General features: G+C 71.3%; 25 protein-coding genes and 1 other RNA gene. 13 read left to right on the forward strand and 13 right to left on the reverse strand.

Annotation, left to right across the window (positions count from 1 at the left end):
* Window positions 1-50: 50 nt before the first annotated feature.
* Window positions 51-1,478: an RNB domain-containing ribonuclease gene (locus tag VAB18032_RS22515; protein WP_013735232.1), complete on the reverse strand. Its 1,428-nt coding sequence runs from the start codon at window positions 1,476-1,478 to the stop codon at window positions 51-53.
* Window positions 1,479-1,557: 79 nt separating this feature from the next.
* On the opposite strand from VAB18032_RS22515, the gene VAB18032_RS32395 reads away from it, so the two are divergent.
* From VAB18032_RS32395 to VAB18032_RS22530, 3 genes are all read left to right on the forward strand, one after another.
* Window positions 1,558-2,751, forward strand: a complete 1,194-nt coding sequence (locus VAB18032_RS32395) for a hypothetical protein (protein ID WP_013735233.1) — start codon at window positions 1,558-1,560, stop codon at window positions 2,749-2,751.
* A gap of 299 nt (window positions 2,752-3,050) precedes the next feature.
* On the forward strand, window positions 3,051-3,560 hold the full coding sequence (locus tag VAB18032_RS22525) for an NUDIX hydrolase (protein ID WP_013735234.1): 510 nt from the start codon (window positions 3,051-3,053) through the stop codon (window positions 3,558-3,560).
* Window positions 3,553-4,353 carry a nucleotidyltransferase gene (locus tag VAB18032_RS22530; RefSeq protein ID WP_043721608.1) on the forward strand — a complete coding sequence of 267 codons (801 nt, stop codon included), beginning with the start codon at window positions 3,553-3,555 and terminating at the stop codon, window positions 4,351-4,353. Before VAB18032_RS22525 ends, VAB18032_RS22530 begins: the two co-directional genes overlap by 8 nt.
* A 17-nt stretch (window positions 4,354-4,370) precedes the next feature.
* On the opposite strand, the gene VAB18032_RS22535 is transcribed toward VAB18032_RS22530, so the two are convergent.
* Window positions 4,371-5,237 carry an AraC family transcriptional regulator gene (locus VAB18032_RS22535; RefSeq protein WP_013735236.1) on the reverse strand — a complete coding sequence of 289 codons (867 nt, stop codon included), beginning with the start codon at window positions 5,235-5,237 and terminating at the stop codon, window positions 4,371-4,373.
* A 384-nt stretch (window positions 5,238-5,621) separates the two neighbouring features.
* Between VAB18032_RS22535 and VAB18032_RS22540 the strand changes: the two genes are divergently transcribed.
* The gene (locus tag VAB18032_RS22540) at window positions 5,622-5,993 is read left to right on the forward strand and encodes a roadblock/LC7 domain-containing protein (protein WP_013735237.1); all 372 of its coding nucleotides are present in this window, start codon (window positions 5,622-5,624) and stop codon (window positions 5,991-5,993) included.
* A complete protein-coding gene (locus tag VAB18032_RS22545; RefSeq protein ID WP_013735238.1) occupies window positions 5,990-6,472 on the forward strand; it encodes a roadblock/LC7 domain-containing protein in 483 nt (160 codons plus the stop codon). Before VAB18032_RS22540 ends, VAB18032_RS22545 begins: the two co-directional genes overlap by 4 nt.
* A 98-nt stretch (window positions 6,473-6,570) precedes the next feature.
* On the opposite strand, the gene VAB18032_RS22550 is transcribed toward VAB18032_RS22545, so the two are convergent.
* Window positions 6,571-8,415, reverse strand: a complete 1,845-nt coding sequence (locus VAB18032_RS22550) for a TIR domain-containing protein (protein WP_081476189.1) — start codon at window positions 8,413-8,415, stop codon at window positions 6,571-6,573.
* 200 nt (window positions 8,416-8,615) lie between these two features.
* On the opposite strand from VAB18032_RS22550, the gene VAB18032_RS22555 reads away from it, so the two are divergent.
* The 3 genes from VAB18032_RS22555 to VAB18032_RS22565 all read left to right on the forward strand — a co-directional run bounded on the left by VAB18032_RS22555 (window position 8,616) and on the right by VAB18032_RS22565 (window position 9,992).
* Window positions 8,616-9,056 carry a hypothetical protein gene (locus VAB18032_RS22555; RefSeq protein ID WP_043721614.1) on the forward strand — a complete coding sequence of 147 codons (441 nt, stop codon included), beginning with the start codon at window positions 8,616-8,618 and terminating at the stop codon, window positions 9,054-9,056.
* 107 nt (window positions 9,057-9,163) lie between these two features.
* Window positions 9,164-9,517, forward strand: coding sequence for a hypothetical protein (locus tag VAB18032_RS22560; protein ID WP_043725407.1), 354 nt, complete (start codon window positions 9,164-9,166; stop codon window positions 9,515-9,517).
* Between the two features lie 64 nt (window positions 9,518-9,581).
* Window positions 9,582-9,992 carry a hypothetical protein gene (locus VAB18032_RS22565; protein ID WP_043721617.1) on the forward strand — a complete coding sequence of 137 codons (411 nt, stop codon included), beginning with the start codon at window positions 9,582-9,584 and terminating at the stop codon, window positions 9,990-9,992.
* Window positions 9,993-10,150: 158 nt separating this feature from the next.
* On the opposite strand, the gene VAB18032_RS30230 is transcribed toward VAB18032_RS22565, so the two are convergent.
* Together VAB18032_RS30230 and rnpB are read right to left on the reverse strand one after the other, a co-directional pair.
* Window positions 10,151-10,549, reverse strand: coding sequence for a hypothetical protein (locus VAB18032_RS30230; protein ID WP_148272333.1), 399 nt, complete (start codon window positions 10,547-10,549; stop codon window positions 10,151-10,153).
* A 197-nt stretch (window positions 10,550-10,746) separates the two neighbouring features.
* An RNA gene (gene rnpB / locus VAB18032_RS30275) (RNase P RNA component class A) lies at window positions 10,747-11,162 on the reverse strand.
* 152 nt (window positions 11,163-11,314) lie between these two features.
* On the opposite strand from rnpB, the gene VAB18032_RS22575 reads away from it, so the two are divergent.
* Complete coding sequence (locus tag VAB18032_RS22575; protein WP_013735244.1) at window positions 11,315-12,076, forward strand: sulfite exporter TauE/SafE family protein; 762 nt, start codon at window positions 11,315-11,317, stop codon at window positions 12,074-12,076.
* A gap of 118 nt (window positions 12,077-12,194) precedes the next feature.
* Here the strand turns inward: VAB18032_RS22575 and VAB18032_RS22580 are convergent, their stop codons facing one another.
* From VAB18032_RS22580 to VAB18032_RS22600, 5 genes are all read right to left on the reverse strand, one after another.
* Window positions 12,195-13,406: a bifunctional RNase H/acid phosphatase gene (locus VAB18032_RS22580; protein WP_013735245.1), complete on the reverse strand. Its 1,212-nt coding sequence runs from the start codon at window positions 13,404-13,406 to the stop codon at window positions 12,195-12,197.
* Between the two features lie 3 nt (window positions 13,407-13,409).
* The gene (locus VAB18032_RS22585) at window positions 13,410-14,147 is read right to left on the reverse strand and encodes a zinc ribbon domain-containing protein (RefSeq protein WP_013735246.1); all 738 of its coding nucleotides are present in this window, start codon (window positions 14,145-14,147) and stop codon (window positions 13,410-13,412) included.
* Entirely contained in the window at window positions 14,137-15,039 is a 903-nt protein-coding gene (locus VAB18032_RS22590; RefSeq protein ID WP_043721622.1) for a Nif3-like dinuclear metal center hexameric protein, read from the reverse strand. The genes VAB18032_RS22585 and VAB18032_RS22590 overlap by 11 nt, the downstream gene beginning before the upstream one ends.
* 127 nt (window positions 15,040-15,166) lie before the next feature.
* Entirely contained in the window at window positions 15,167-15,739 is a 573-nt protein-coding gene (locus VAB18032_RS22595; RefSeq protein ID WP_013735248.1) for a flavoprotein, read from the reverse strand.
* 16 nt (window positions 15,740-15,755) lie between these two features.
* Window positions 15,756-16,985 (reverse strand): helix-turn-helix domain-containing protein, encoded by a 1,230-nt coding sequence (locus VAB18032_RS22600; RefSeq protein WP_043721626.1) that lies wholly within the window; start codon window positions 16,983-16,985, stop codon window positions 15,756-15,758.
* A gap of 246 nt (window positions 16,986-17,231) precedes the next feature.
* On the opposite strand from VAB18032_RS22600, the gene VAB18032_RS22605 reads away from it, so the two are divergent.
* Entirely contained in the window at window positions 17,232-17,903 is a 672-nt protein-coding gene (locus tag VAB18032_RS22605; RefSeq protein ID WP_013735250.1) for a bifunctional DNA primase/polymerase, read from the forward strand.
* Window positions 17,904-18,454: 551 nt separating this feature from the next.
* A complete protein-coding gene (locus VAB18032_RS22615) occupies window positions 18,455-18,712 on the forward strand; it encodes a DUF3040 domain-containing protein (protein ID WP_013735251.1) in 258 nt (85 codons plus the stop codon).
* Between the two features lie 41 nt (window positions 18,713-18,753).
* Here the strand turns inward: VAB18032_RS22615 and VAB18032_RS22620 are convergent, their stop codons facing one another.
* Both VAB18032_RS22620 and VAB18032_RS22625 read right to left on the reverse strand, forming a co-directional pair.
* Complete coding sequence (locus VAB18032_RS22620; protein ID WP_013735252.1) at window positions 18,754-19,635, reverse strand: SWIM zinc finger family protein; 882 nt, start codon at window positions 19,633-19,635, stop codon at window positions 18,754-18,756.
* Complete coding sequence (locus VAB18032_RS22625; protein ID WP_043725411.1) at window positions 19,632-22,748, reverse strand: DEAD/DEAH box helicase; 3,117 nt, start codon at window positions 22,746-22,748, stop codon at window positions 19,632-19,634. The genes VAB18032_RS22620 and VAB18032_RS22625 overlap by 4 nt, the downstream gene beginning before the upstream one ends.
* Window positions 22,749-22,863: 115 nt before the next feature.
* Here VAB18032_RS22625 and VAB18032_RS22630 point away from each other — a divergent pair, with 115 nt between their 5' ends.
* On the forward strand, window positions 22,864-23,733 hold the full coding sequence (locus tag VAB18032_RS22630) for a carbohydrate kinase family protein (protein WP_013735254.1): 870 nt from the start codon (window positions 22,864-22,866) through the stop codon (window positions 23,731-23,733).
* Between the two features lie 185 nt (window positions 23,734-23,918).
* On the opposite strand, the gene VAB18032_RS22635 is transcribed toward VAB18032_RS22630, so the two are convergent.
* Entirely contained in the window at window positions 23,919-24,440 is a 522-nt protein-coding gene (locus tag VAB18032_RS22635) for a DinB family protein (RefSeq protein ID WP_013735255.1), read from the reverse strand.
* 147 nt (window positions 24,441-24,587) lie between these two features.
* Here VAB18032_RS22635 and VAB18032_RS22640 point away from each other — a divergent pair, with 147 nt between their 5' ends.
* Entirely contained in the window at window positions 24,588-24,794 is a 207-nt protein-coding gene (locus VAB18032_RS22640; protein ID WP_013735256.1) for a hypothetical protein, read from the forward strand.
* Window positions 24,795-24,807 lie beyond the last annotated feature (13 nt).

The following is a 24,807-nucleotide window of genomic DNA, read 5'->3' on the forward strand; positions in this document are numbered from 1 at the left end:
TGCCGTTGTGACATCGCACGCTGCGCGCGGCGACGGCACGACGGGCAGTGTCAGGCGAGCTCGAAGGCGACCGACCGGGTGGCCGCGTCGGCGGTCACCAACCGGACCCGCACCCGGGTACCCAGCGTCAACTCGCCGAGGCAGCGGGCCCGTACCGGCGGATCGTCAAGCGCGACAGTGCCGCCGGGCGGCCGGTTCCCCCGACCGTTCGAGGGCGCGGTCACGTCCAGCACGGCGGCGTCGAACGTCTGACCCACCCGATGCTGCAACAGGACCGCCTCGGCCAGGTCGATCGCGCCCCGGCTGGCCGTCGACGCGACCCGGTCGGTGGCGGCCATCGCCGCAGGCAGCCGGGGCAGCGCCGCGCGGGCCCAGTCGGGCACCGCCCGGCCGTCGTGCAGGGCCAGGCAGACCTCCGTGGCGTACCTGTCGGCCAGTCGCCGCAGCGGGGCCGTGACATGGGCGTACGCGGCCGCGACCCCGCCGTGCGTCGACTGCTCCGGCAGCTCGCCGTCGAAGGCGGTGTACGCGGCCGACCGCATCAACTCGGCCGCCTGGTCCACGAAGGCGGCGTCCCGGGGCTGCCCGGGATCCAACCCGAGCAGCAACTCACCGACGCTGACCTCGTCCGGCCAGTGCACGCCCAGCGGGGCGGCCGCCGCCCGCAACCGCTGCACGGCCTCCGGTTTCGGCGCGGGCATCGTCCGCAGCAGGCCGATCCCGCCGGCCAGCATCAGGTCGGCGGCGGCCATCCCGGTCAGCAGGGAGATCTGCGCGTTGTGTTCCTCCATCGGCACCGGGGCCCGCAGCACCAACCGCCAGCCGTCGCCGTCGGCCTCCACGTCCTGCTCGGGGATGGGCAGGTTGATCGCCCCGCGGCGCAGCCCCCGGGTGGTGAGCAGCGCCCCGATCTCGGGCAGCAGGGCGATCGGCTCCGGCAACCGACCCGCGTCGGCGTCGACCTGCACCGTCGGATAGTCCAGCTGGGCTCGGCTGCGCACCAGGGCGCGTTCCAACCGCACAGCGGTGGTGGCACCGTCGGCGTCCAGGTCGATGGTCCACAGCACGGCCGCCCGGTCGACGTCGGGCAGCAGACTGGCCGCGCCCTCACCGAGGCTGTGCGGGTGCAGCGGCACGTTGCCGTCGGGCAGGTAGACGGTCTGCCCCCGCTGCCAGGTCTCCTCCTCCAGGGCACCACCCGGGCGTACGTGGGCGGCGACGTCGGCTATCGCGTACCGCACCCGGAAGCCGCCACCGGCGCGGCGGCTCAGGTGCATCGCCTGGTCGAGGTCCCGCGAGCCGGGCGGGTCGACTGTGACAAGCGGGATGTCGGTGCGGTCGACGGCCGGGCGGGGTGGCGCGGCGGCGGCCTCGTCGGCCTCCCGCCGCGCCTCCTGCGGGTAGTCGTCGGGCAACCCCAACTCACGGCGCAGGGCCCCGAAGTCGATACGCGGTGCGAGGACGCGTCGGATGACCATGGGCCAATCCTGACAGGTCGCGCCCGTCGCGCCCTCCCCCGACCGACGGGCCCTCGGGCGTACGCCAGGTCAGCCGGCGGTGCTGGCGGCTTACTTCGCGGACGCTTTCCGCGCCGTGGTCTTCCGCGCGGTCGCCGTCGGCCGGGCCGAGGTCGCCTTCTTCGCCGCCGCCGTCTTCTTCGCCGGGGCCCTGGTCGCGGACGCCTTGGTCGCGGACGCCCTGGTCGAGGTCGTCCTGGTTGCGGTCGCCTTCTTCGCCGGGGCCTTCTTCGCCGCCGTCTTCTTCGCGGTCGCGCTGGTGGGTGCCTTCTTCGCGGTCGACGCCGACACCGCCTTTCGGGCCGGTGCCTTCGTCGCGGACACCGTCTTGCGGGCCGGCGCCGTCTTGCGGGCCGGCGCAGCGGTGGTCGCCTTCCGGGTCGCGGCCTTCTTCGCGGCGGTCTTCGTCGCAGGCGCCTTCTTCGCGGCGGTCTTCGTCGCGGGGGCCTTCTTCGCGGGGGCCTTCTTCGCGGCGGTCTTCGTCGCGGGGGCCTTCTTCGCGGCGGTCTTCCGCGCGCTGGTCGTCGGCCGGGTCGAGGTCGCCTTCTTCGCGGCGGTCACCCTCTTCGCAGGTGCCTTGGTCGAGGTCGTCTTGGTCGCGGTCGCCGTGGCAGGTGCCTTGTTCGCGGCTGCCCTGGTCCCACTTGCCCTGGTCCCACTCGCCTTGGTCGCCGTCGTCTTGCGGGCCGCTGCCGTGGAGGTACCGGTCGTCGTCGGCCTGCTCGCCGTCGCCGTGCTCCTCGCCGTGGTGGCCTTCTTCGCAGGTGCCCTGCTCGCCGCCTTGTTCGCGGGTGCCTTGCTCGCTGCGGTCGTCTTCGCCGTGGTCTTTCTCGCGGCGGTCGTCTTCGTGGGTGCCTTCTTCACCGGTGTCGTGGCGGCGGTGCTCGTGGTCGCCGAGGCACGCGCGCCAGCCATCGTCCGGACGGCCGGCGCGGTGCCGTCGGCCCGGCGACTGGACGGGGTGCGGGTCATGCCCGCGGTACGTTCCGTCGCGGCGGTTCTCCGCGCGGGGGTACGCTTCGCGGCCGGGCGGGTGGCCTGCTGTGCTTCGGCCATCTCGGTTCCCTCCTTGGGGACGTGTCACCGCCCTCGCGGCGCACGCGGTGCTCTCGACGCGGGAGGCGTCCCGCGTCGTCTACTCCTTGTCCTCCCCGACCCAGCGAGCGTCCTCGGCCTCCCACGCTTCGTTGCGCTCCTGCACCTGCTGCAGGGCGTTCTCCGCATCGGCGGCTGAGGCGTACGGTCCGAGAACGTGCCGGGCCGCACACATGTTGGCCTCGGTCTCGACCCGGTGGTGTCGCGTACACCAGTAGTAGCGTCCACGTCCGCTGTCGCTCATGGGATCACTGTGCACCGGTATGGGGCGGCCCGCCACCGGAACAGCACAAGTCACCAGCCGTTTCCACAGTAGACCGGCTGGCGGGGCCGGTGGGCCGAAACCGGCCGATCCGCCGACGACGCGACAATCGGCGGGGCGGGTGCAGACCCAGTGCCGGGCGGCAGGGGCGTACGAGGCGGGGCTAAGGTCGGCGGGTGGGCGTACCGGACTACATCCTGCGGATGCGTAAGCACGTCGGACATGACCTGCTCTGGCTGCCGAGCGTGAGTGCGGTGGTCCGCAACGAGGCGGGTGAACTGCTGTTGGGTCAGCGTGCCGACGACGGACGTTGGGCGGTGGTGAGCGGCTTCGTCGAGCCGGGTGAGCAGCCGGCCACCGCCGTGGTGCGTGAGGTGCTGGAGGAGACCGGCCTGGCGGTCGAGCCGCTGCGGCTCAGCAGCGCCGTCTCGCACCCGCACCGCTACCCGAACGGGGACCTGTGCGAATACCTCAACCTCGGGTTCCACTGCCGGCTGCTGGGTGGGCAGGCGCGGGTCAATGACGACGAGTCGCTGGCGGTGGGCTGGTTCCCGCCGGGCCGGTTGCCCGAGTTGGACGAGCATTCCCGGCTGGTCATCCGGCACGCCCTCGGTCCGGAGGCGGTGGCCTTCTTCCTGCCGCCGGGCACGTTGTGGGGCGAGCCCGGTGAGCCTGCGCATGGATGAGCCGCTGCGGCGGTACCTGGCCACGCTCGTCGCGGTCGCCGGTGAGGTGCTCGGCGATCGGTTGTGCGGTGCGTACGCGGCGGGTTCGGTGGGGTTGGCGGCCTACCAGCCGGGCCGCAGCGATGTGGACGTGGCCCTGGTCTGCGCCGACCGGCTGGACCGGGCGGTCGCGAGTGAGCTGGTGGCCCGGCTGCGCCACGAAGCCTTGCCCTGCCCGGCGCGGGGTCTGGAGCTGGTGGTGTACCGGCGGGAGGTGGCCCGTTCCGGCACCGGCGAGCCGGGGTTCGAGGTCGAGCTGAACACCGGCGCGGGGATGGACTTCCGGGTGTCGTACACGCCGGCGGACCGTCCGGCCGCCGACGGCCTGTTCTGGTACGGCCTGGACCGCAGCATCCTGCACCAGAGCGGACGGGCCCTGTTCGGCCCGCCCGCCGCCGAGGCCTTCGCCGACCTGGCCCCGAGCGACCTGCGCCGGCTGGTGCGCGACGCGTTGCGGTGGTGGCTCGATCGGCCGGTTCCCCCCGGTGGTCAGCCGGCACCCGGCGCCGAGGACGCCGTTCTCGGCGCCTGCCGATCGTGGGTGCGGCTACGCCACGGGGTGTGGCTGCCCAAGGTGGCCGCCGGCCGCCGGTTGCTCGACGAGGCCGGGCCACTTGTCGACGCCGACACCGTCGACCTGGTCGAGCAGTCGATCGCCGCCCGCACCGGCGGCACCCCGCCGACCGGCCCGCGGGCCCGCGGGTTTCAGCGCCGGGTCCTCGCCGCCCTCGGTGACGAGGACGGGGCGTACTGATCCCGGCTGATCGGGGCTCAGGCGGGCACCGGCTCGACCGGGATCCACAGTTCGGCCTCCGCGTGGGTGCCGTCGGCCGACACCGTGGTACGCGAGATCTCCGGCCCGGGACGGGAACGGTACGGGTTGGACGGGAACCACTGGGTGAACACGTCCCGCCACAGGTACTGCACGGCGGCGGGGAACTCCCCGGCCACCTCGAACACCGCCCAGTCACCCGCCGGCACCGGCAACACGTCGAGGTCACCCGGCACGTCGGCACCGGTGACGACGCCGTACCAGTAGTCCAGTTCGGTGCCCTCCTCGCGGTTGCCGGTCAGCCCGTCGCTGACGTTGACGATTCCCGCCGGTTCCTGGTCGGACAACGCCTCGATCCGTTCCCGGGTCGCCGGCTCGATGCTCTTGACGAAGGCGACGACCGCCGGGTTCATGCCCTCGTGCACCAGCGGCATCCGCGCCTTACGGCCGGCGAGTTGGAACGCGTCCTTGCGGACGATGCGGTATCGCATGCTGCTACTCCCTTCGACGACGAGTCGGAAGGACACCCGGGGCTGGGCGTGCAGTGGGCTCTTCGTACGCCGGGCCTCGCCCGGGCCGACGCCGTGCACGGCCTTGAACGCGCGGGCGAAGGCCTCGGCCGAGCCGTACCCCCAGCGGATCGCGATGTCGAGCAGGGTGCGTTCCCCTGAGACCACCTCCGCCGCTGCCATGGTCAGTCGACGGCGGCGCACGTACTCGGACAGCGGTATGCCGGCCAGTGCGGAGAACAGCCGCCGGAAGTGGTACTCCGACGTGACCGCGATCCGCGCCAGTTCGGCGATCTCGACCGGCCGGTCGAGATGCTGTTCGAGGTGTTCCATCGCCTGGTTCAACCGCTCCAGCACCCGGATCTCCCTCCCTTGTGCGATCCACGCTATGGCCGCGTCGGGCTCGGCGACCCGACATGCTGTGCCCGGTCAGGTCGGGTCTGCTGCCGGGGTCGTCGGCGATTACTCGCCGATGTCCGATAGCAGATCATCGTTGGCAGACATCCCAGCTCACGGATGGAGTAGGTAGCAGCGATGTGAGCCAGCAGACATCCGCCGCAGCGTCGATCTCCCTCGGCCCGGCGGCCAACCCGGATCGCCCGCTCAGTCCGTTCACGCTGCTCGGGGTGCAGCCATGACGGTACGTGTGCCACTCTCGTGCGAGATTTCTTCGTCGAGATCAATCTTTCGGAAGACCTTGCGCTGGCGTGGGTAGCCGCGTCAGTCGGACCTGGAGGAACCGTGGCCAACCTCGACACCGCACTCAAGGACGCCATGAGCATCGATGGTGCGATCGGCGTCGCGCTCGTCGACTACACAAGCGGAATGACGCTCGGCGTGGCCGGCGGGACCCCGGAGATCGACCTGACCGTCGCGGCGGCCGGCAACACCGACGTGGTCCGCGCCAAGATGCGCACCATCGAGATGCTCAAGCTCAACGACGACATCGAGGACATGCTGATCACCCTGGGCGGGCAGTACCACATCATCCGGCCGCTGACCGGCCCCACCGGCAAGGGTCTGTTCCTCTACCTGATGCTCAGCAAGACCCGGTCCAACCTGGCGCTCGCCCGGCACCAGCTGCGCACCATCGAGGAGCAGCTGGAACTGTGAGCGATCGAGACACCATGCTGCCCCGCCGCACCGCCGCGCCCCCCGCCGGTCCGCCCCCAACCAAGCTCCCGCCGTCGCTGGCCGGCAACCCGTCCCTGCCGTACCCGGCGATCGGGACCGAGCTGACCGAGCTGCGCCTGCAGATCCCCGGCGTACGGGGCAGCGTCCTCGGCGGCGTGGACGGCCTGCGCATCGCCCACGACCTGCCGGCCCCGCTGAACCCGGACGACCTGGCCGCGATGGCGGCGACGGCCTTCGGCCTCGGCCGCCAGGCCAGCCACCGGCTCGGTCAGGGCGACTTCCGTCAGTCCACCGTCCGCAACGACGGCGGCTACTTCGCCGTGTACGCAGTGGGTGCACACGCCCTGCTCTCCGTGGTCGGCACCGACACGATCAACGTGGCCCGACTGCACCTGCACGCCCCACCGGTCGCCGACCGCCTGGCCACGCTGCTCGCCCCGGCAGTCGGCACCCGCTGACCCGAGCGCACCGCCATCGCGTACGCCACGCAGCTCCCCGCCTGCGTGTTCCTCGCTACGCGACGGCGGTGCGCTCGCCCCTTTCCGGGCGCTGCCGCTCAGGTCTGCCCGGCCGAGCCGTTGAAGACCTGGTGGACGCCGAGGATCCAGTCGCGTGCCTCCCGGTTCTCCCGCAGCAGGACCTCGTCGTTCCAGTTCCACACGTCGCGCCCGGTGATCGCGGACACCACCCGACGGAAGTACTGCCGCGTCGGAGTCTCCGTGAAGACCAGCTGCACCACGTCGGCATCTTCGATGAGCAGCAGGTATTCGTCCCGCCGAGCGGCGGCCTCCGGCAGCGATTCGAGCGACCGCAGCTGTCTGGGCGCGAAATCCTGGGTGAGCATCGGCAGCAGCGAGAACCCCAGCGGAACGAGATGCATGTGGGCGTGGTCGATGCCGCAGTTGGCCATCTTCGACCGGTTGCACAGACCATGCTCGAAGGCGACGACGTCACGTGAGTAGGCGGCGGCGAGTATCTCCGCGGCTTCCCGCCGGAACAGGTCGAGTTCGGCAAGCTCCTGCGGCGAGCACTTCGACATCGAGATGGCGTGACGTTTCGACACCAGCAACGCGTGCCCCGGCATCAGCGGCGCGACATCTGCGATCAGCGCGAAGTTCTGGGTTTCCCGGAGGATCTCGGTCGGCAACTCGTCGCGATCGAACATCGCCCGGACCGGTACGCCGTCCTTGTTCTGGATGACATCACAGAGAACACAGGGAATCACTGCCGGTGAGGCATTGTCGACGCTCGGCATTCCCGACAAGACCCTGCCCTTTTCCGGCAGGAGCAAAGAGGCACAGTGCACGTTTATCCGATTTTCTCGCATGAGTGCCGGCAGACTACCGTCGGCCGCACGATGTCGGGTCAGGGTGACCAGATCGTTCGCCGTGAGGCCGTGGGATCGTAGCGTGACGATGCAGTCGACCAGATGCTGGCCACTGAGCGCGACATCGTGCAGCAGGATCGCCCTGTCCCCCGGTTCGAAGAATCCCTCGATCGGGGCGTCGGCGTTCGGGCCGTACGGACTGACCATGATCAGTGGGATCGACAACCGCTGGGCCGCAGTCCGCAGCAGCCCCTGGGAGGCGAGTTTCGAGATGGCGATCACCGTCGGCCGCAGGCCGCCATCCGAGATCAACTCCGCCACGTACCGGGCGAGATGCCCGGCAAGATCCCGCTCGTCGGGCGAGCCGGCCGGCAGACCGGAGAGATCGAGGTACGCCGACACGTTCGTCCGCTTCGAGTAGCCGACCTCCTGGTGGTCGTCCGGGCGGTACGTGTACTTGAGCAGGAGATGCTCAAGATGCTCGGCGGTCAGCCGGGGAAAGTCGTCCGGGTCCACCTGCTCGCACAGGATCCGACTCTTGATCCGGATCCGGTGCGCGGGCTTCGCGCCCGGCGCCAGTCGGCTGACCAGGCTGGCGATCCTCATGCCGTCACTACTGCCGGCGTCCAGCGCCTGTAACCACGGAATGATCCGGGGTGCCGCCTCAATTGCCGAGTACGATTCCACGTCCGAATCCGGCGGCAGCGGAGGCAGACGCACATGGTGGACACCTTCCAGATCGGAGGGCATCCTGGGATCACCGATAGTGACGACCGCGACACGTGATCGACCCAAGCGCCCGGCAAACAAACCGTACTCAAGCAAAACATTCTGACCCGGGCTGTAGGATTTGACGCCTCTGCGGAGGGTCTCGTCGTCCGGGGTCATCACGATTATCGCGCTGTCCACTCTGCTACTGATCTCAAACAGGGACTCTACCAGGGTGACACCGACCGGAAATGCGGTTTGGCTCCACCAGAGCAACGGTCGACCACCATGCCCCGCGATAAGACGCGCGACCACCTCCGCATAGGGCTTCCCCTCGACCGAGGAAGCTACGAATACGAAACTCATCGGGGCTCCCTCGATCGGTCGTCCACCTGCGGCCACGGCGACCGTCGTCCCCGACACTGCGAGACAACATGACGTCGCCTTGCACCCGCCTTGACTATAAGGACCTCGACAAGGACCGTGAATCGTCAACTGGGCACCGATCAGATCGCCCCAGGTGAGGCATTGTGCGTGGTGGCCGCGAGCCTGGGTACTGAGCGGCCATGGCAGCTGACAACAGATCGGTGGACGACGAGCACTCCCGCCCGACCGGCGTCGACGACACCACCGTCGAGGCCCTGGGCGAGCTGAGCAAAGCCCTGGAAACCATCCACCGGGTACGCGGACATCTCTACTCGGCGCACCAACTCGTCGGCGGCGCCGACCTGACCCTCGACCGGGTGGTGACCCTCCTGCGCGAGGCGGGCCACGACGCCGTAGCCGACCGGGTCGAGCACGAACTGCTCGGCCGCAACGTGCTACCCGGCCGCTGGACCTTCCAGATCATGGAGGAGTTCGACGACGGCTACTACGCCGCATTCCAGGAGATCGAACGGTACGCCCGGGACACCCTGGCCGACGGCCGGCGGCACATCTACGAGGCGGAGATGAAGCAGCGCCGCCGTACCCATGGCATGGCCGGCCACGAGGCCACCCCGCAGTGATCGGCGAGCCCTGGCTCGCCCGCTGCCGCGCGGTGAATGCGGTGGTGTCCGTCGTGGACAAGCCGATACTGTCCGGGCTCACGATCGACGGAAGCAGCGGGGTCAGGATGAGCGACGACGTGAACACGACCGTGTTGTGGCGCCCGACCGGGCCGCGGGAGCGGGAGCTGGTCCGCGCGTCCGGGTGGCGCGCGTGGCCGCCTCGCCTGCCCGACCAGCCGATCTTCTACCCCGTGCTGAACGAGGACTACGCGATCAAGATCGCCCGGGACTGGAACGTCCCCGCCTCCGGGGCCGGGTACGTGACCCGCTTCCACGTCGAGACGGATTTCCTCAGCCGCTACCCGGTCCGCCAGGTTGGTGGCGACACCATCCTGGAGCTGTGGGTGCCCGCCGAGGAGCTGGACGAGTTCAACAGTCACATCGTCGGCCAGATCGAGGTCGTCCACGAGTTCGGGTAGCTGCTGCCCCTCACCCCCGCACCACCGATCGACGCTGCGTGTGACAGGCCCTAGCCTCGTCGGCGTGAGTTTCAGCGCCTACACCCGGCGGGTGCGTGATCCAGCTCTGCCGTACCAGCATCGGGTGTCGGCGTTGCGCTCCTGCGTGCAGCTGTACCGACCGATCGGCTTCCAGACCACGCTGAGCTTCCTCGATGAGTTGGCCGGGCCGTTCCACCGTGAGGAGGCGGCCCTGCTCCGTGCACTCGACGCCCTGTCCATGAGCAGGGATCAGCGACGCACCGAGTTCCGCCGCTACGCCGCAGCGCGCAGGGCGGCGAAGCGGCGCGGCCATCGAAGCCCGCACCCGGAACTGGCGAACGATCCCGGCTCTCTCATCACGACGGTTCAGGTTCATCACGCTCCTGACGAACTACTGAAAGCCCGCATCGAAACCATCATGTCGATGCTTGCCCGCTATCAGGTCATCGCTTAGCGACCCGCCCATATCAGGGCCTTGCCTCGAACCCCGACCCTCCTCAGAGATGCCCCCGCCGGATCCCTCGCCAGGCACCTCAGGTGCTACCAGCATCTCCGGACGGTCTACGACCGCCCGACGAGGAGATCCGCCCTCACCCACTCGGCCGCCACCACCTACTTTGCGCCCCCGGACAGGTACCACAACCCGGCCTGTTGCCTGTCACACAGCCATCGGATTCGAGATGCCTCATCGGGTCGAGGCGGCCAGTCGCGGTAGGGCAGGAAGGCCACCCGCCAAGCGATCACCACAAAGATGTAGAGGCCGAACCCGCCTGCGAGCCACCACAGTGCGTCGCGGCGACGGTAGGAGGCACGCGGCGCAAGCCAGGCTGTGGCCGCCATCGGAACTGCGATCCAGCCGAGGTCCGCGAGCGGGCCACTGCCCATCGCGCCCTCGATCAGCTCACGGATGATGATGGATGGCACCACCACGCCGAACACCAGCAGTGCGGTGATGAACGTACGGGGCGCTCGCCTGACAGGTGGGCGCGAGCTGAGCGAATTGTCGGGCATCGCCCGCAGGATACGAGCCAGCAGCAATCGCCGACGCAGGGCGTTCGTGGTCTCTGCAGCAGGCCCTTCTGGGCTGACGCTCCCGCAGTTCAAGATCAGGCCGTCAAACGCCGACAACGCTGAAAGGACGACCATCGACGACGCCCAGACTCAGAACCAGGCCAGAGCCTTGATCGCGACACTGGCCTAATGGGCGACGGACGAGTCGACCTGTACGCCGGATTCTGTGCGCGGCGCGTACCCCGAGGGGTTTCGCGCCGGCGGCGGCCATCCATCTCGGCCTGCCGTTGCCGACAGGCTCGTGCGGCCTACCCGCAGACATCGGGCGGGCCACCCTCAAGCGTCTGCGCGGGTCGTCATCATGCGGTGACGGCCCTTTCTTGGCCTTGCTCCGGGTGGGGTTTACCGAGCCACCCCGGTCACCCGGGGTGCTGGTGGGCTCTTACCCCACCGTTTCACCCTTACCGTCCCCGTTGGGGTCGGCGGTCTGTTTTCTGTGGCACTGTCCCGCGGGTCACCCCGGGTTGCCGTTAGCAACCACCCTGCCCTGTGGAGTCCGGACGTTCCTCGGCGGCGGGCTGCTGCCCACCGACGCGACCGCCCGGTCGACTCGTCCGTCGCGCACACATCCTAACGACACCGGCCGGGCGACTTATTGCCACGGCCGTGCACACCCGGCAGCGACGACCACCAAGAGAGCACCACCAGGTCAGATAATGCCGGTGGGCTCGCTGTCGCAGGCCGGGCCGACTAGCCTCGGCGAGTATGGATCTTGCGAACGCCGCGTTGCTGCTCGCGGCCGGTATGGCCGCCGGTACGGTCAACGCGGTGGCCGGGGGTGGTTCGCTGATCACGTTTCCGGCGCTGCTGGCGGTGGGGTTGCCGCCGGTGCCGGCGAACGTGACCAACTCGGTGTCGGTGTTCCCGGGGTACGGCGCGGCAGTGGCGGGCAGTTGGATGGATCTGCCTCGGGGGCGGCTGCTGGTCACGCTGGTGCCGACGACGATCGTCGGCGCGCTGGTCGGTGCGGGGCTGCTGCTTGTCACTCCGGCACGGGCGTTCGAGGTGGTCGTACCGTTTCTGGTGCTCGGGGCGACGGCGCTGCTGGCGTTTCAGGATCCGCTGCGGCGGCTGGTGGGGCATCCGCGTGATGTGCCGACCCGGCGGCGGGGTCTGACGATCCAGGTCGTGGTGGCGTTGGCCTCGGTGTACGGCGGCTACTTCGGCGCGGCGGTCGGGGTGATGCTGGTGGCCGCGTTGGCCCTGGTGTTGGACGCCACGTTGGCCCGGGTGAGCGCGATCAAGAACCTGCTCTCCGCGATCATCGGCCTGACCACGGTGGCCGTGTTCGCGCTCGCCGGGCCGGTGAACTGGGCCGGGGTGGCGTTGCTGGCGCCGGCCACGCTTGTCGGCGGGTACGCGGGCGCCCGGCTGGTCCGCCGGCTGCCGTCGAAGCTGCTGAAGGCGATCATCGTGGTCTTCGGCACCACGATCGGGTTGTACCTGCTGTGGCGGGCGCTGCGCTGAAAGGCAGCGCCCAGGCACGCCGCACCCGCACCCGCACCCGCGACGCTGCTCGCGCCACGCGGCTACGTGTTAGTAGGGGGCCCTTATACAACGCTAGGCGTTAATAAGGTGCCCTTCCTTACTGCAGCGAGGCGAGGTGGGCGGTGTCGTTGACGGTGCGGACGGCGATGCCGCCGTCGGGCCAGCGGTCCAGCACCGAGATGCCGGCGGCGTCGAGGTAGAGCCGGTGCAGGAAGGCGTCGGTGGCGGCGAGGGCGTCGCGCAGCATCAGTTTGATCGGCGAGACGTGCGAGACCACCACCACGGTCTGGCCGGGGTACGCCGCGACGAGGCGTTCGGTCACCCGGGCGCAGCGGTCGGCGACCTGGGCGAAGGATTCGCCGTCGGGTGGGGCGATGCGGGTGGAGGCCAGCCAGGCGTCCAGCTCGCCCGCCCACTGTTCGCGTACCTCGGCGAAGGTGCGGCCCTCCCAGGCACCGAAGTCGCACTCGATCAGGTCGTCGTCGGGGCGTACCGGCAGGTCGCCGATGGCGGCGGCGATCGCCTCGGCGGTGGCCGTACACCGGGACAATGGTGAGCTGACCACGGCGGCGGCCTGCGGGGCGAGCGCCGCCACCCGGGCGGCGGTGGCCCGCACCTGGGCCTGGCCCTTCGCCGACAGCGCGACGTCGCCGCGGCCGGAGTAGCGGCCCTGTTCGGTGTACTCGGTCTCGCCGTGGCGGACCAGGATCAGCCGGGTGGCGGTGAAGCTGGGCCGGGGTTCCCAGGAGACCGGCGCGCTGGTCAGGTCGGTGCCGGGCGTCTCGGCGTGGGCGGCGACGGTGGCCGCGCCGCCGCCGGCGGGCTGCGGGCCGCCGAGTTCGCGGGGCGGCGCGACCACGCGGGGCGGCGCGACGGAGGGTACGGCGACGCCGGAGGTCGCGGCGGCGTCCATGGCGGCGTTGGCGAGGGCGTCGGCGTGGGTGTTGCGGTCCCGGGGGATCCAGGTGAACCGGACCGTACCGATGCGGCCGACCAGTTGGACGGCCTGGGCGGCGAGCGGACGCAGCCCGGGGTGTTTGATCTGCCAGCGGCCGGACATCTGCTCGACCACCAGCTTGGAGTCCATCCGGACCTCGACCTCGGTCGCGCCCAGCTCGACGGCGGCGGTCAGGCCGGCGAGCAGGCCCTGGTACTCGGCGACGTTGTTGGTGGCGGTGCCGATGGCGGCGCTGCGCTCGGCCAGCACCTCGCCGGTGGCCGGGTCGCGGAGCACCGCGCCGTACCCGGCCGGGCCCGGGTTGCCCCGGGCGCCGCCGTCGGCCTCGACCAGGACGGTACGCGGTGCCACCGGTTACAGCCCGGACTCGTTGGTGCGGACCATGATCCGGCGGCAGTCCTCGCAGCGGACCACCTCTTCGGGGTCGGTCTTGCGGATGCGGGCCAGGTCGGCACCGGAGAGCTCCAGGCGGCAGCCGCCGCAGCGGCCGGCGTAGAGCAGCGCCGCGCCGAGCCCGGTGTCGGTGCGGATCCGGTCGTAGAGCTGCACCAGGTCGGCGGGGAGGTCGTTGGCGAGCGGCTGGCGGGCCGAGCGTTTGAACTCCTCCTCCCGGCCGATCTCGCCGAGGCTCTCGTCGCGTCGCTGCTCGGTGGCGGCCCGCCGTTCGCGGACCTCGGTGAGCCGCTGTTCGACGCCGTCCAGCACCGCCTGGGCGGTTTCGCGCTGCTCCATCAACTCCAGTTCGGCGTCTTCCAGGTCGCCCTGCCGGCGGTTGAGCGAGACCAGTTCGTGTTGCAGCGCCTCCAGCTCGCGGGCCGGGCCGGTGCCGGCGGCCAGCCGGTCCTCGTTCTTGGCCTTGCGCGCCCGCACCTGGTCGACGTCCTTCTCCAGCCGGGCGATGTCCCGGTCCAGGTCGTCGACCGCGACCTGGGCACGGACCCGCTCGTCCTCCAGGGCGGACAGCTCCCGGGCCAGGGCCTCCAACTCGGCACGCTCGGGCAGCGACCGCCGCCGGTGGGCGAGCTGGGCGAGGGCGGTGTCGATCGCCTGGAGGTCGAGCAGGCGGCGCTGGACCTGGGGGTCAGCCTTCACGGTCGGGCTCCTTGTCGTCCGCTACGGGTTCGGCCACTGCGGGCCGGCCCGTTGAGGGTGGGGCTGCGTGTACGGTCCACGGGCTGGTGTCCAGGTCGGACACCAGGGCCTCGACGCCCGACGTGCCCCGCAGCAGCGCGGCCAGGTCGTCCAGCCAGGGTCGCTCGGTCGCCCAGTGGGTGGCGTCGAGCAGCGCCGGCCCTCCGGTGGCGAGATGTTCGCCGGCCGGGTGGTGGCGCAGGTCGGCGGTGAGGTAGGCGTCCACGCCGGCGGCGCTCGCGTCGGCCAGGAAGCTGTCCCCGGACCCACCGCAGACGGCGAGGGTACGCACGATGCGGTCCGGTGCGCCAGCGGCGCGTACCCCGACGGCGGTGACGGGCAGCACGGTGGCGGCGTGTCGGGTCAGCTCGGCCAGGCTCATCGGTCGGGGCAGCCGGCCGATGCGGCCCACGCCGCGGCCCTCACCGGCGGCCGGGGTGCCGGGCCGGGCCGGTTGCAGGGGACGCAGGTCGGTCAGGCCGAGCCGGCCGGCGAGGGCGTCGGAAACGCCGGGGGCGGCCACGTCGGCGTTTGTGTGCGCGACGTACAGCGCGATGTCGGCCTTGATCAGTTGGTGGATGATCCGGCCCTTGTACGTTGTCGGCGCGACCGAGGAGACGCCGCGCAGCAGCAGCGGATGGTGAGCGACGATCATGTCGACGCCAGCGGCGAGGGCTTCGGCGACCGTCTCGGGGACCACGTCGACGACGCAGAGAACCCGGCGCACCTGGGCGTCCGGCTCACCGAGCACCAGGCCGACCCGGTCCCACTCCTCGGCCCAGCTCGGCGGGTAGCGCCGCTCCAGCTCGGCCACGACGTCGGCGACGGTCGGCACGGCTGTGGTTGTGCTCACGACGGGCCAGCTTACCGGCGTCAGCGTCGAGGCGGGACGTCACCCGCCCGCCGCCGGACCGGCCGGGGTGCGGTTGTTAACAAGGGCCCCTTGTTCTACCGAAGGCGTTAACAAGGGGCCCTTCCTTTCACGAAGTGTGGACGAGGTGGTCGTGCAGCGCGGTGAGGGCGAGCGGCCAGGGGAAGGCGTGCTGGTACCGCTCCCCCGTTCCGGGTGGGTGCAGCGGGAGGACGTCGTCGCCGAAGAGCACGCGTACCCCCCACTCGGTCAGTCGGTCGATCGCCGTCCGGAAGGCCGGGTGTGCGGCCATCGCGACGTTTGTGTACGGCACGGCGACCAGGGGGATGCCCCGGCCCTGTGCCTCGATCAGCAACCCGAGGGCGAGGGTGTCGGCGATGCCGGCCGCCCACTTGTTGACCGTGTTGACCGTGGCCGGGCAGACGACGATGGCGTCGGCCGACGGCAGCACGTCCGGATCACCCGGGTTCTTGTAGTGCGTACGCACCGGGTGGCCCGTCTGGCGGGCCAACGCGGCGCGGTCGACGAACTTGGCGCCGTCGGGCGTGGTGACCACGCAGACGTCCCAGCCGTCCTGCTGGGCCAGCTCGACGAGCCGACCCACGTCTCGGGCCAGCGGCGAACCGCAGGCGATGATGTACAGCACCTCACGGTGCCCGTCATGGCGGTGCGAACCGGTCATCAGACCGGCCCCGAAGTCATACCCCTACTCCCATGTGCTCAGCCAACTCCGCGATCAGCGAAGGCGGCGCACCACGTGTGCGACGTAGGACGTCGGACATCACCTCGTGGGCGATCGGCCGGCAGCGGATCTCGGACGGGGCGAGCCGATCCCCGCGCAGCAACATCTCACCCGCGTTGGCCACGTCGCCGATCAGGGCGTAGGCCCGGGCCAGGTCGAGCAGGTGATGCGCCCGGCGTTCCGGCAGCAGCGCGTCGAAGGACGGGTTCTGGAGCTTGAGCTGGTGCACCTCGACCGCCCGGCCACCGTCACCCAACTCGACGGCGGCTGCCGCCCGGTGCAGTTCGACGTTCGTCGGCCCGAACGAGGTCCAGTAGTGGTTCTGGTCACTGCCGAGTTCCTGCGCCGCCGCGTACGCGCCGGCGATCAGGTCATCGACGGTGGCGGCGTCGCCGATGCGGGCGGCGGCCATGGCACCTTGCAGCAGCAGCATGCCGTACACCGAGATCCGTTCCGGGCTGGTGTCGTTCTGACCGCCGGGGGCGAGGCGGTTGGCGATCCGGACGTTCAACTCCAGCGCGGGCCGGGATCGTCCCATCGACGCCAGTGCGTTGCACACCCGGGTGGTGGCGACCCCGGCGAGCAGCAGGTCGTCGGCGCGTTGGGCGACCGCGATGGACCGGTCGGCGGCGAGCCAGGCGAGCTCACACTCACCCAGTTTGCGCAGCACCGAGGAGGCGATCTGATAGACCTGCGCGAGCAGGTGGGCGGCGCGCTCCGCCTGATCCCCGCCGTAGGCGGCGTCGGCGGCCTGGGCGTCGCGCAGCAGCTTGGGCAGGGCCCGGATCAGCATGCCGTAGCGGCCGTACTGGTAGGTCAGCCAGGCGTGGGTGACGGCCTTGCTCATGTCCGCCAGCGGGGGTGGGCACGGCGCGGCGTCGAAGTACGCGCTGACCGAGTCGTACCGCTCCAGCGCCGCCCGGATCTCCTCGACCTCGAACTGCTCGATGCAGTTGAGCGTGTCCCCGCGCCGCTCCGGGTCCTTGCCGAGCAGCAACTGCACATCCATCTGAAGGATGTCGGCGATCTCGTAGAGGACGGAGAACTTGTCCAGCCGGCGTACGCCGCGTTCGATCTTGTCGACCCAGCTCTTCGACTTGCCCAACCGGTCGGCGAAGACCTGTTGCGACATTTTTCGTCGCCCTCGCCAGTAGGCCACCCGCCGCCCGATGGGTAGTTCGTCCATCTCGCCAGTCCTCCCTAGATGGAGCCGCAGCCAGGGGCCGTGGGCTGTTCCGCGGGTGCGGTCAACCGTCCGTCTTCAGGTTTCCGCTGGTCGCACTGGTTGTGCGTCAGCCGTACGGCCAGTCCTCATAGTTTTCGTGCAAGTTGCATGAGCCACTTTGTCAGACCAAACGATCGTCAACGATGGCAGTGACGGTGCTCAACGTGTGAACTGCACCGGGCGGCCCGGCGAGGGGAGATGGCGCCAATGTGGGAGAACGTCGGACCGCGGGTGGCGCACCTGTCGCCGTTGGAACGGGTACGACTGCGCCGGGTAGCGGTGCGGTACGCGATGCACGGCTGGGAGGTCACCCCCGGTGCCTGCCTGGCACGGAGCCGCTTCGTCTGCGGTCGAGCCGGCTGCCCCACCGTCGGCTGCCATCCCGCCCTTGAGGACTGGGAGCACGCCGCGAGCGCCGACCCGGCCCGGGTGGCGAACTGGTGGCGGTCCCGGCCGCACGGCGTACTGCTGCCCACCGGGCGTTCCTTCGACGTGCTGGAGGTCGCCGCGGACCTGGGCCGCCGCGTGCTGGATGCGGTCCGCGCCCATCCCGCGGGCCTCGGCGTCCGCGGCCCGGTGCTTGTCACACCGACCGGGCGGTGGATGTTCCTGGTACGCCCCGGCGATCCGCTGCGCCCCGAGTTGGAGCACTGTCTCCAGGTGGTACGGCACGGTCCCGGCTCGTGGATCGCGGCACCGCCCACCCGGTTACCCGAAGGCCCGGTCCGCTGGATGGTGGCACCGGAGCAGGCCCGCTGGCAGCTGCCGGACTCCTACCTGGTCCAGAACACCCTGATCGACGCGCTCCGGGCCACCGGGATCACCCTGGTGCCGGCGCTGGTGCCCGGTCACCTGCCGTTGCCCCGTCGAGGCAGGTGAGCACGCGTCCCGCGCAGGCCGGCCGTGCGGACAGCGACGCCGGACCACGCGCGGTCGTTGAGCACCACGACGGCGCAGCCCGGCGCCGGGAGCGGGGATCGGCGATGTCCACGGACGACACCACACACCACCCGAACGGTGCCGAGCCGCCACGGCGGCACCGCCTTGGCCGCCGGTGGGCCGCCACCCGCCCGCCGGGCGCGCGCCCCGGTCGGCCCCGCCCGCTCGGCTCACGCCCGGCGACCACCCACCGACCGACCCGCTGGCTCTGACCCGGTCCACTGGCTGTGACCCGGTCCGCCTGCTGAGCCGGGTCTGACGCACCTGGGGCCGTCGAGCGCGAAAAGGGACTCGCGGCGCTATCGGACGGGTTCGGGGTACGCGACATCCTTCTCGGCCGACCGAAGCTGTGCGACGACATCGGCACCCGGTGTGCACGGGTCGCCGCGCTCGCCCCGTCCTACTGGCGAAAGAAGCAGCAGAAGAAGCGTGAGCCGTGACCCCAGTGGGTATTCCGCCTCGCCGTTGCTGAACGCGTGAGGGGAAGGCACATGCTCAGCAAAGAGGATCAGCGTCGTTTTGAGCAGATCACCCGCAATCTCCGAGAGAGCGACCCGGCGTTCTTCGCCCGGCTCGACAACCGGGCCCGGGGTCGACGCGGACGATGGCTGCTGCTGTTGACCATCCTGCTGTGGGCGGCCCTGCCGGCCGCGACCGTGGCGTTCGGACGACTCACCGGGGCGATCTTCGCCGTGGTGCTGCTGACCAACGCCGTACTCATGTGGCGGTTCCGGCAACGCTGGCTCTGAACAGCGCCGAAGCCGCCCGACCGGGTCGACGCCGCGCCCGCTCACTCACCGAGCTGCCGGTACGCCTGACGCAGTCGCTCCAGAAGACCCGGTCCACCGATCGCCGGTGCGGGTGCACCGAGCTGCCGCAACAGCAGATCCGGACGGCTCGCCAGACTCGGCGGGCGATCCGGCAGGGGCACGGGCGGCAGCCAGAACCGATCGACCGTCTCCGCCAACGGGGCGACGGGCAGATCGGCGAGGGCTCGCGCCGCACCCGCCGCAGGCCGATCGGCTCCGAGGGTACCTGTGCTGCTCGGCTTGCTGCCGGTGCCACGTAGCTCGCGGAGCCGGTCGAGCAGGGCGTCGCGGCTGCGGCCACGCCAGTGCAGCAGGGCGAACGGATCCGCGTCGAACGCCTCGGCGAGCAGGTAGAAGGTGGCCGCGAGGTGTTTGCAGGGGACCGCGGCGTCCGGGCATGAGCAGCGTTGCGCCAACTCCGTCACGGTGGCCGGGAACAGCGGTGCACCGACGGCGGTGAACAGCTCCTCAAGCTCGGCCGGCAGGTCACCGGCGAGCAGCCGGGCGCTGAAGAACGCCTGCCCGGCCAGCTCCGCCTCGATCCGTGCCCACAACTGCTCCGGGAACACCGGCAGTGCGATGTGGACCTGGTACGGCCGGGGGCGGGAGCCCTGCACCGTCGAGGTCACCGTGCCCGGGGCGATGTCGAGGCGTACCACCTGACCGGCTCGGGCGTACGCGCGGCCACGGGTCAACCGGGTGCCGAGCGCGAACGACTCCAGCACCTCCAGGAACCGCCGCGACCACCAGGACACCCCGATGGCGCCTCGGCTGCTGCGGGCCCGCAATCCGCCGTCGACCCGGCGGGGCCGCCCGTAGTCGGCGAACCGGCCCCGCCCACCCGTACCGGTCGGGCTGGTCACTGCGCCACCGCCCCGGCCTCCAGGCTGAACAACTCGCGCAGCTGGGTGGTGGACAGCTCCGTGACCCACTGCTCGCCGGTGCCGACGACCGACGCGGCCAGACTGCGTTTGTCGGCGATCAGCGCGGCGACCTTCTCCTCCACCGTGCCGGCGCAGACGAACTTGCGGACCTGCACGCGGCGGCGCTGACCGATACGGAACGCCCGGTCGGTGGCCTGGTCCTCCACCGCCGGGTTCCACCACCGGTCCACGTGCACCACGTGGTTGGCGGCGGTCAGGGTCAGCCCGGTCCCGCCGGCCTTGAGGGAGAGCACGAACAGGGCCGGGCCGTCGTCGGACTGGAACCGGGTCACCATCTCGTCCCGGTCGGCCTTGCCGAGGCCGCCGTGCAGGAACAGCACCTCCCGGCCGAAGCGGGCCGACAGGTGGCCGCGCAGCATCCCGCCGAACTCCGCGTACTGGGTGAACAGCAGGGCCTTCTCCCCCGCCGCGAGGACCTCGTCGAGGATCTCCTCCAACCGGGCCAGCTTGCCGGAGCGCCCGGCCAGCGCCGACCCGTCGCGCAGCAACTGGGCGGGATGGTTGCAGACCTGCTTGAGCCGGGTCATGGTGGCAAGCACCAGGCCGCGCCGCTCGATGCCCTCGCTGGCCTCGATCCGGGCCATCATGTCGTCGACCACCACCTGGTAGAGCGCCGCCTGCTCGGCGGTCAGGTTGCAGACGACCTCCATCTCCAGCTTCTCCGGCAGATCCGAGATGATCGACGAGTCGGTCTTGAGTCGGCGCAAGACGAACGGGCCGGTGATCCGGCGCAGCCGCTCGGCGGTGTCGGTGTCACCGTGCCGTTCGATCGGCTCGGCGAAGCGCTTACGGAACGTCGCCGCCGGGCCGAGCAGGCCCGGGTTGGCGAACTGCATGATGGACCACAGGTCGGCCAGCCGGTTCTCCACCGGCGTACCGGTCACCGCGATCCGGTGCCGGGCGGGCAGCGCGCGGACCGCCTCGGCCTGCCGGGTGGCGGCGTTCTTCACCGCCTGCGCCTCGTCGAGCACCACCCGGTGCCAGTCGACACCGGCCAGGTCAGCCGCGTCCCGGGCCGCCGTCGGGTACGTGGTGAGGACCAGATCCGCAGCCTGTACGGCGTCGCCGAACTCGGCTCCCCGGGCCCGCTGCGCGCCGTGGTGCACGTGCACCCGCAGCTCGGGGGTGAACCGGGCGGCCTCCCGCTGCCAGTTGCCGACCAGCGACATCGGACACACCAGCAGGGTCGGCCCGGCCTGCGGCGGGTCGGCCGCGAACAACGCCAGCAGCTGCACCGTCTTGCCCAGCCCCATGTCGTCGGCGAGCACCCCGCCCAGCCCGAGCGACTGGAGGAACGTCAACCAGGCCAGACCACGCCGCTGGTACGGCCGCAGGGTGCCGGCGAACGACGGCGGCTCGGTCAACGGGGCGAGCCGCCGCTCCACCGACCCGGCGAGCAGATCACCCAACGCCCCGTCCGCGCTCACCTCCAGCACCGGCAGCGCATCCGGCTGCTCGGCGTCGGTGAGCCCCAACCGGAGCAGATCGGCGACAGTCAGCTCGCCGGTGGACCGCAACAGCCGCAGGCCGGCGGCGAGCCGCTTCGGGTCCAGCTCGACCCAGTGGCCGCGCAGCCGCACCAGCGGCGTCTTCAGCTCGGCGAGGCGGGCCAACTCCTCGGCGGTCAGCGGCTGGTCGCCCAGGGCGATTTCCCACCGGTAGTCGACAATCGCGTCCAGCCCGACCCGCTCACCGGCGGCGGCGACCGTGCCGGGCGCGGTGCGGGAAGCAGCCCGCAGCCGCGCGCCGAGCCGCGCCGACGGCCGCTGCCACCACGACGGCAGCAGCACGGTGAAGCCCGCCGCGTGCAGCAGCGGGGCACCTTCGCGCAGGAACCGGTGGGCACCCTCGGCGTCCAGCTCCATCGCCTCCGGCGTCGCGGTCCGCAGCGCCGAGTCCAGCTCCGGCCAGAGCCGGCTGGCCCGGCCCAGCTCCGCCAGCAGCGTCTCCTGCGGGCTGTCCAGCGCGGGCCCGGTCGTACCCCACCACACCTGCCCGGCGTCGACGTGCAGACCGGACTCGTCGGCGGCGCGGAGCCCGAACTCCACCCGCCACGTCCCCTCGGTCGCCACGATGGCGTCCGGGTCGGCCGGTACCACGGTCAGCGGGGTCTCGATCTCGTCGTCGGGTGGTTCGACGAGCCGGAAGCTGGCCCGTACCGTCCCGCCGGCCGCGTCCCGCTGCCAGGCTTCCAGCTCGTCACGCAGGACGTCCAGCGCCGCCGGTTCGGCGGTGAATTCCCGCTGTGGCCCGGTGAGCGCACCGAGCCAGGCCGCCACCGCCCCGTCGCGGCGTACCCCGCGAGCCAAGGTGGTCTGCGGCAGCGCCGCCCGCACCGCCGCATCGGTGAGCGCGTCGAGCGCATCACCCACCAGCACCCCCGCCCCGGCCGCACCCTCAGCCTCCAACCCCGCCCCGGTGGGTACGGCAGTCGCGGGCAGGTCGGCCTCGGCCACCGCGCGGGCGACCGGTGGCAGGGCCAGCGCCAACGCCCGAGCCCAGGCGGCGTCGGTCCCGGTGAGCAGCGGTCGCCACACCGCACGGGCCCCGACCTCGCTCCCCCGGCCGGCGGCCAGGCCGGGCAGGACCCGACCCCGGGTGGCCAGGTCGGCGGCGAAGGTGGCCAGTTCCGCCAGGTGCCGCAGCGTCGCGCCGGGCACGGCGGTCAGCCCGTCGAGGGTACGCAGCAACGACAGCGCCGCGTCCGGGGCGTACGCCAGGATGGGCACCCGCCAGCCGGCCAGGGTGACCGGGCCGCGGACCGGGTCCACGACGGCGGTTCGGACCAGCTCCGGCGAGTCGACCGGGGATCCGGCGCGGGTGGGCAGGCGGAGCAGCGCGGTGCCGAGGTCTGTCGGTTCGGCCACCTCGGCCAGCGCGGCAGCCAGCGTGGTGTGCGCGGCGGCGAACGGATGCGGACGTTCCCGGGGTACCCGGCCGGGACGGCGCGCGGCGCGCGGCGGCAGGGTGCTGTCCTCACCCCAGACCGCGAGTCCCCGACCCGGCAGCCACGCCCCATGAACGACCAGCACCCGCACCCCATCTTGTTGAAAGGAAGGGCCCCTTGTTAACGCCTCCGGTAGAGCAGGGGCCCCTGCTTAACACCCGGGTCAGGATAGGCGGCCCCGGCCCGCTACCGTCGGCGCCATGTACGACCTGCTGGTGCTCGGCGGCCTCGGCGTCGACATCCGGGTCCGGGTGCCTGACCTGCCCCTAGCGGTGGTCGACTCCGTCACCGTCGAACCGATCGACCTGCGGATCGGCAACACCGGTGCCGGCGTGGTACTCGCCGCGCACGCCCTCGGACTACGGGTGGCGGTGGTCGACACGCTCGGCACGGACCCGGCCGGCGACGTGGTGCGGGCCGCGCTGTCCCGCACCGGGGTGCACGCCGTGCTGGCCTCGACGCCGGCCGGCACCCGCCGCTCGGTCAACCTGGTCGATCCCGCCGGACGGCGGATGTCGCTGTACGACCCCCGCCCCTCCGACGGGACCGCACCCTTCCCGGTGGCGCAGGTGGCGACGCTGGTCGAGCAGGCCACGCACGTCCACCTTTCGATCATGAATTGGGTACGGGACCTGCTGCCCGCTCTCGGCGACATGCTGGGCGAGGGTGTGGGCAGCTCCACCGATCTGCACGACTGGGACGGGCAGAATCCGTACCATCGCCCGTTCGCCGAGATCGCCGAACTGGTGCTGGTCAGCGGAGTCACGCTCGGCGACCGGTCGACGGCGGTGGGCGCTGCGCTGGCACCGCGGCCGGTGCTGGTGACGTGGGGTGCCGACGGCGCGGATCTGCACCTCGGCGGCACCGTCACCCGGATTCCGGCAGCCACGCCGCCCGGCCCTGTGGTGGACACCAACGGTGCCGGGGATGCCTTCGCGGCCGGCATCATCACCGCCCGTTCACGAGGCGCGACGTGGGCGGAAGCCGCCGGGTACGCGGCCCGGGTCGCCGCCGCAGCCTGCACCCACGACGGCATGGAGTACCCACCCGGTCTCCTTCCCCACCACTGACCCCACACCCCGCGCCCCTGCGCCACGCCGCGCCCGCCCCGCCCTTGCCGCGACCGTTTGCATGATCACGCTCGATCTGGGATCGAGTGCCTATTCTCGGCTTACGAGGCCACTCGATCTCGCATCGAGCACGATCATGGTCTGCCTGTGGGTCCCGCCAGGGAGCAGGTTCGACGATCTGAATGTCAGAGGGCGCCGGTGGTGCCGTCGGTGAGTTCCCGGAGTATGTCGGCGTGTCCGACATGCCGGGCCGTCTCCTCGATCATGTGCACCAGGATCCAGCGCACCGACACCTCGCCCAGCTGCGGATGTGGCACGACGTGGTCGAGGTCGAAGCGTGCCACGATCTCCCGGGACCGGGCGCAGACCTGTTGGTAGTCGGCGGCGAGGCGCTCCACGGTGTCGTCCTCGGCGAGGGTGAAGCTGGCCAGCGCCGCCTCGTCGGTCGTCGGGAACGTCTCGCCGGGCGACGGCTCCAGCAGGATGTGGAACCAGTTGCGCTCGATCTCGGTGAGGTGTTTGACCAGCCCGGCGACGGTGGTCGCCGAGGGCACCAGACGGCGGGCCGCGTCGGCGTCGCTGAGGCCGTGCAGCTTGCGCAGCAGGACGGTCCGATGGAAATCCAGGAAGGATTCGAGGACCTCCCGCTCGCCGGCCGTCCGGTTGACCACCGGTCCGAGTGTCGGATCAATCGCGATCTCCGCCATGTCGAGACGTTATCCCGAGCGGCCAGGCCCGAAACACACTCTGCCGCATGCTGGACACCGCCGGTCGGCAAGCGCCGGCCAGCGGGCTCGGTGCCGTGGGCCTGCCGATCCGCTGCGGGGGCGCGGTGCTCGGGGCAGGATGGGCGCATGGCAGCAACGGTTGAGATCCCGCTGGTGGGCGGTTCTGCGGACGGTCAGCTGGTCACCGTCGAGTTGGATCCGAACGACCGGCCGCCGCTGACCCACCACCACGTCGGGTCGGGCGGCCTGGCCGAGGCGGACATCTACGAGCTGGAATCGATCGATGCCCAGGCCCAGCAGTGGTGCTACCGCTGGCGCGGCCAAGCAGTCTGATTACGAGGCCCGC

Source organism: Micromonospora maris AB-18-032 (assembly GCF_000204155.1).
Taxonomy (GTDB): Bacteria; Actinomycetota; Actinomycetes; order Mycobacteriales; family Micromonosporaceae; genus Micromonospora; species Micromonospora gifhornensis.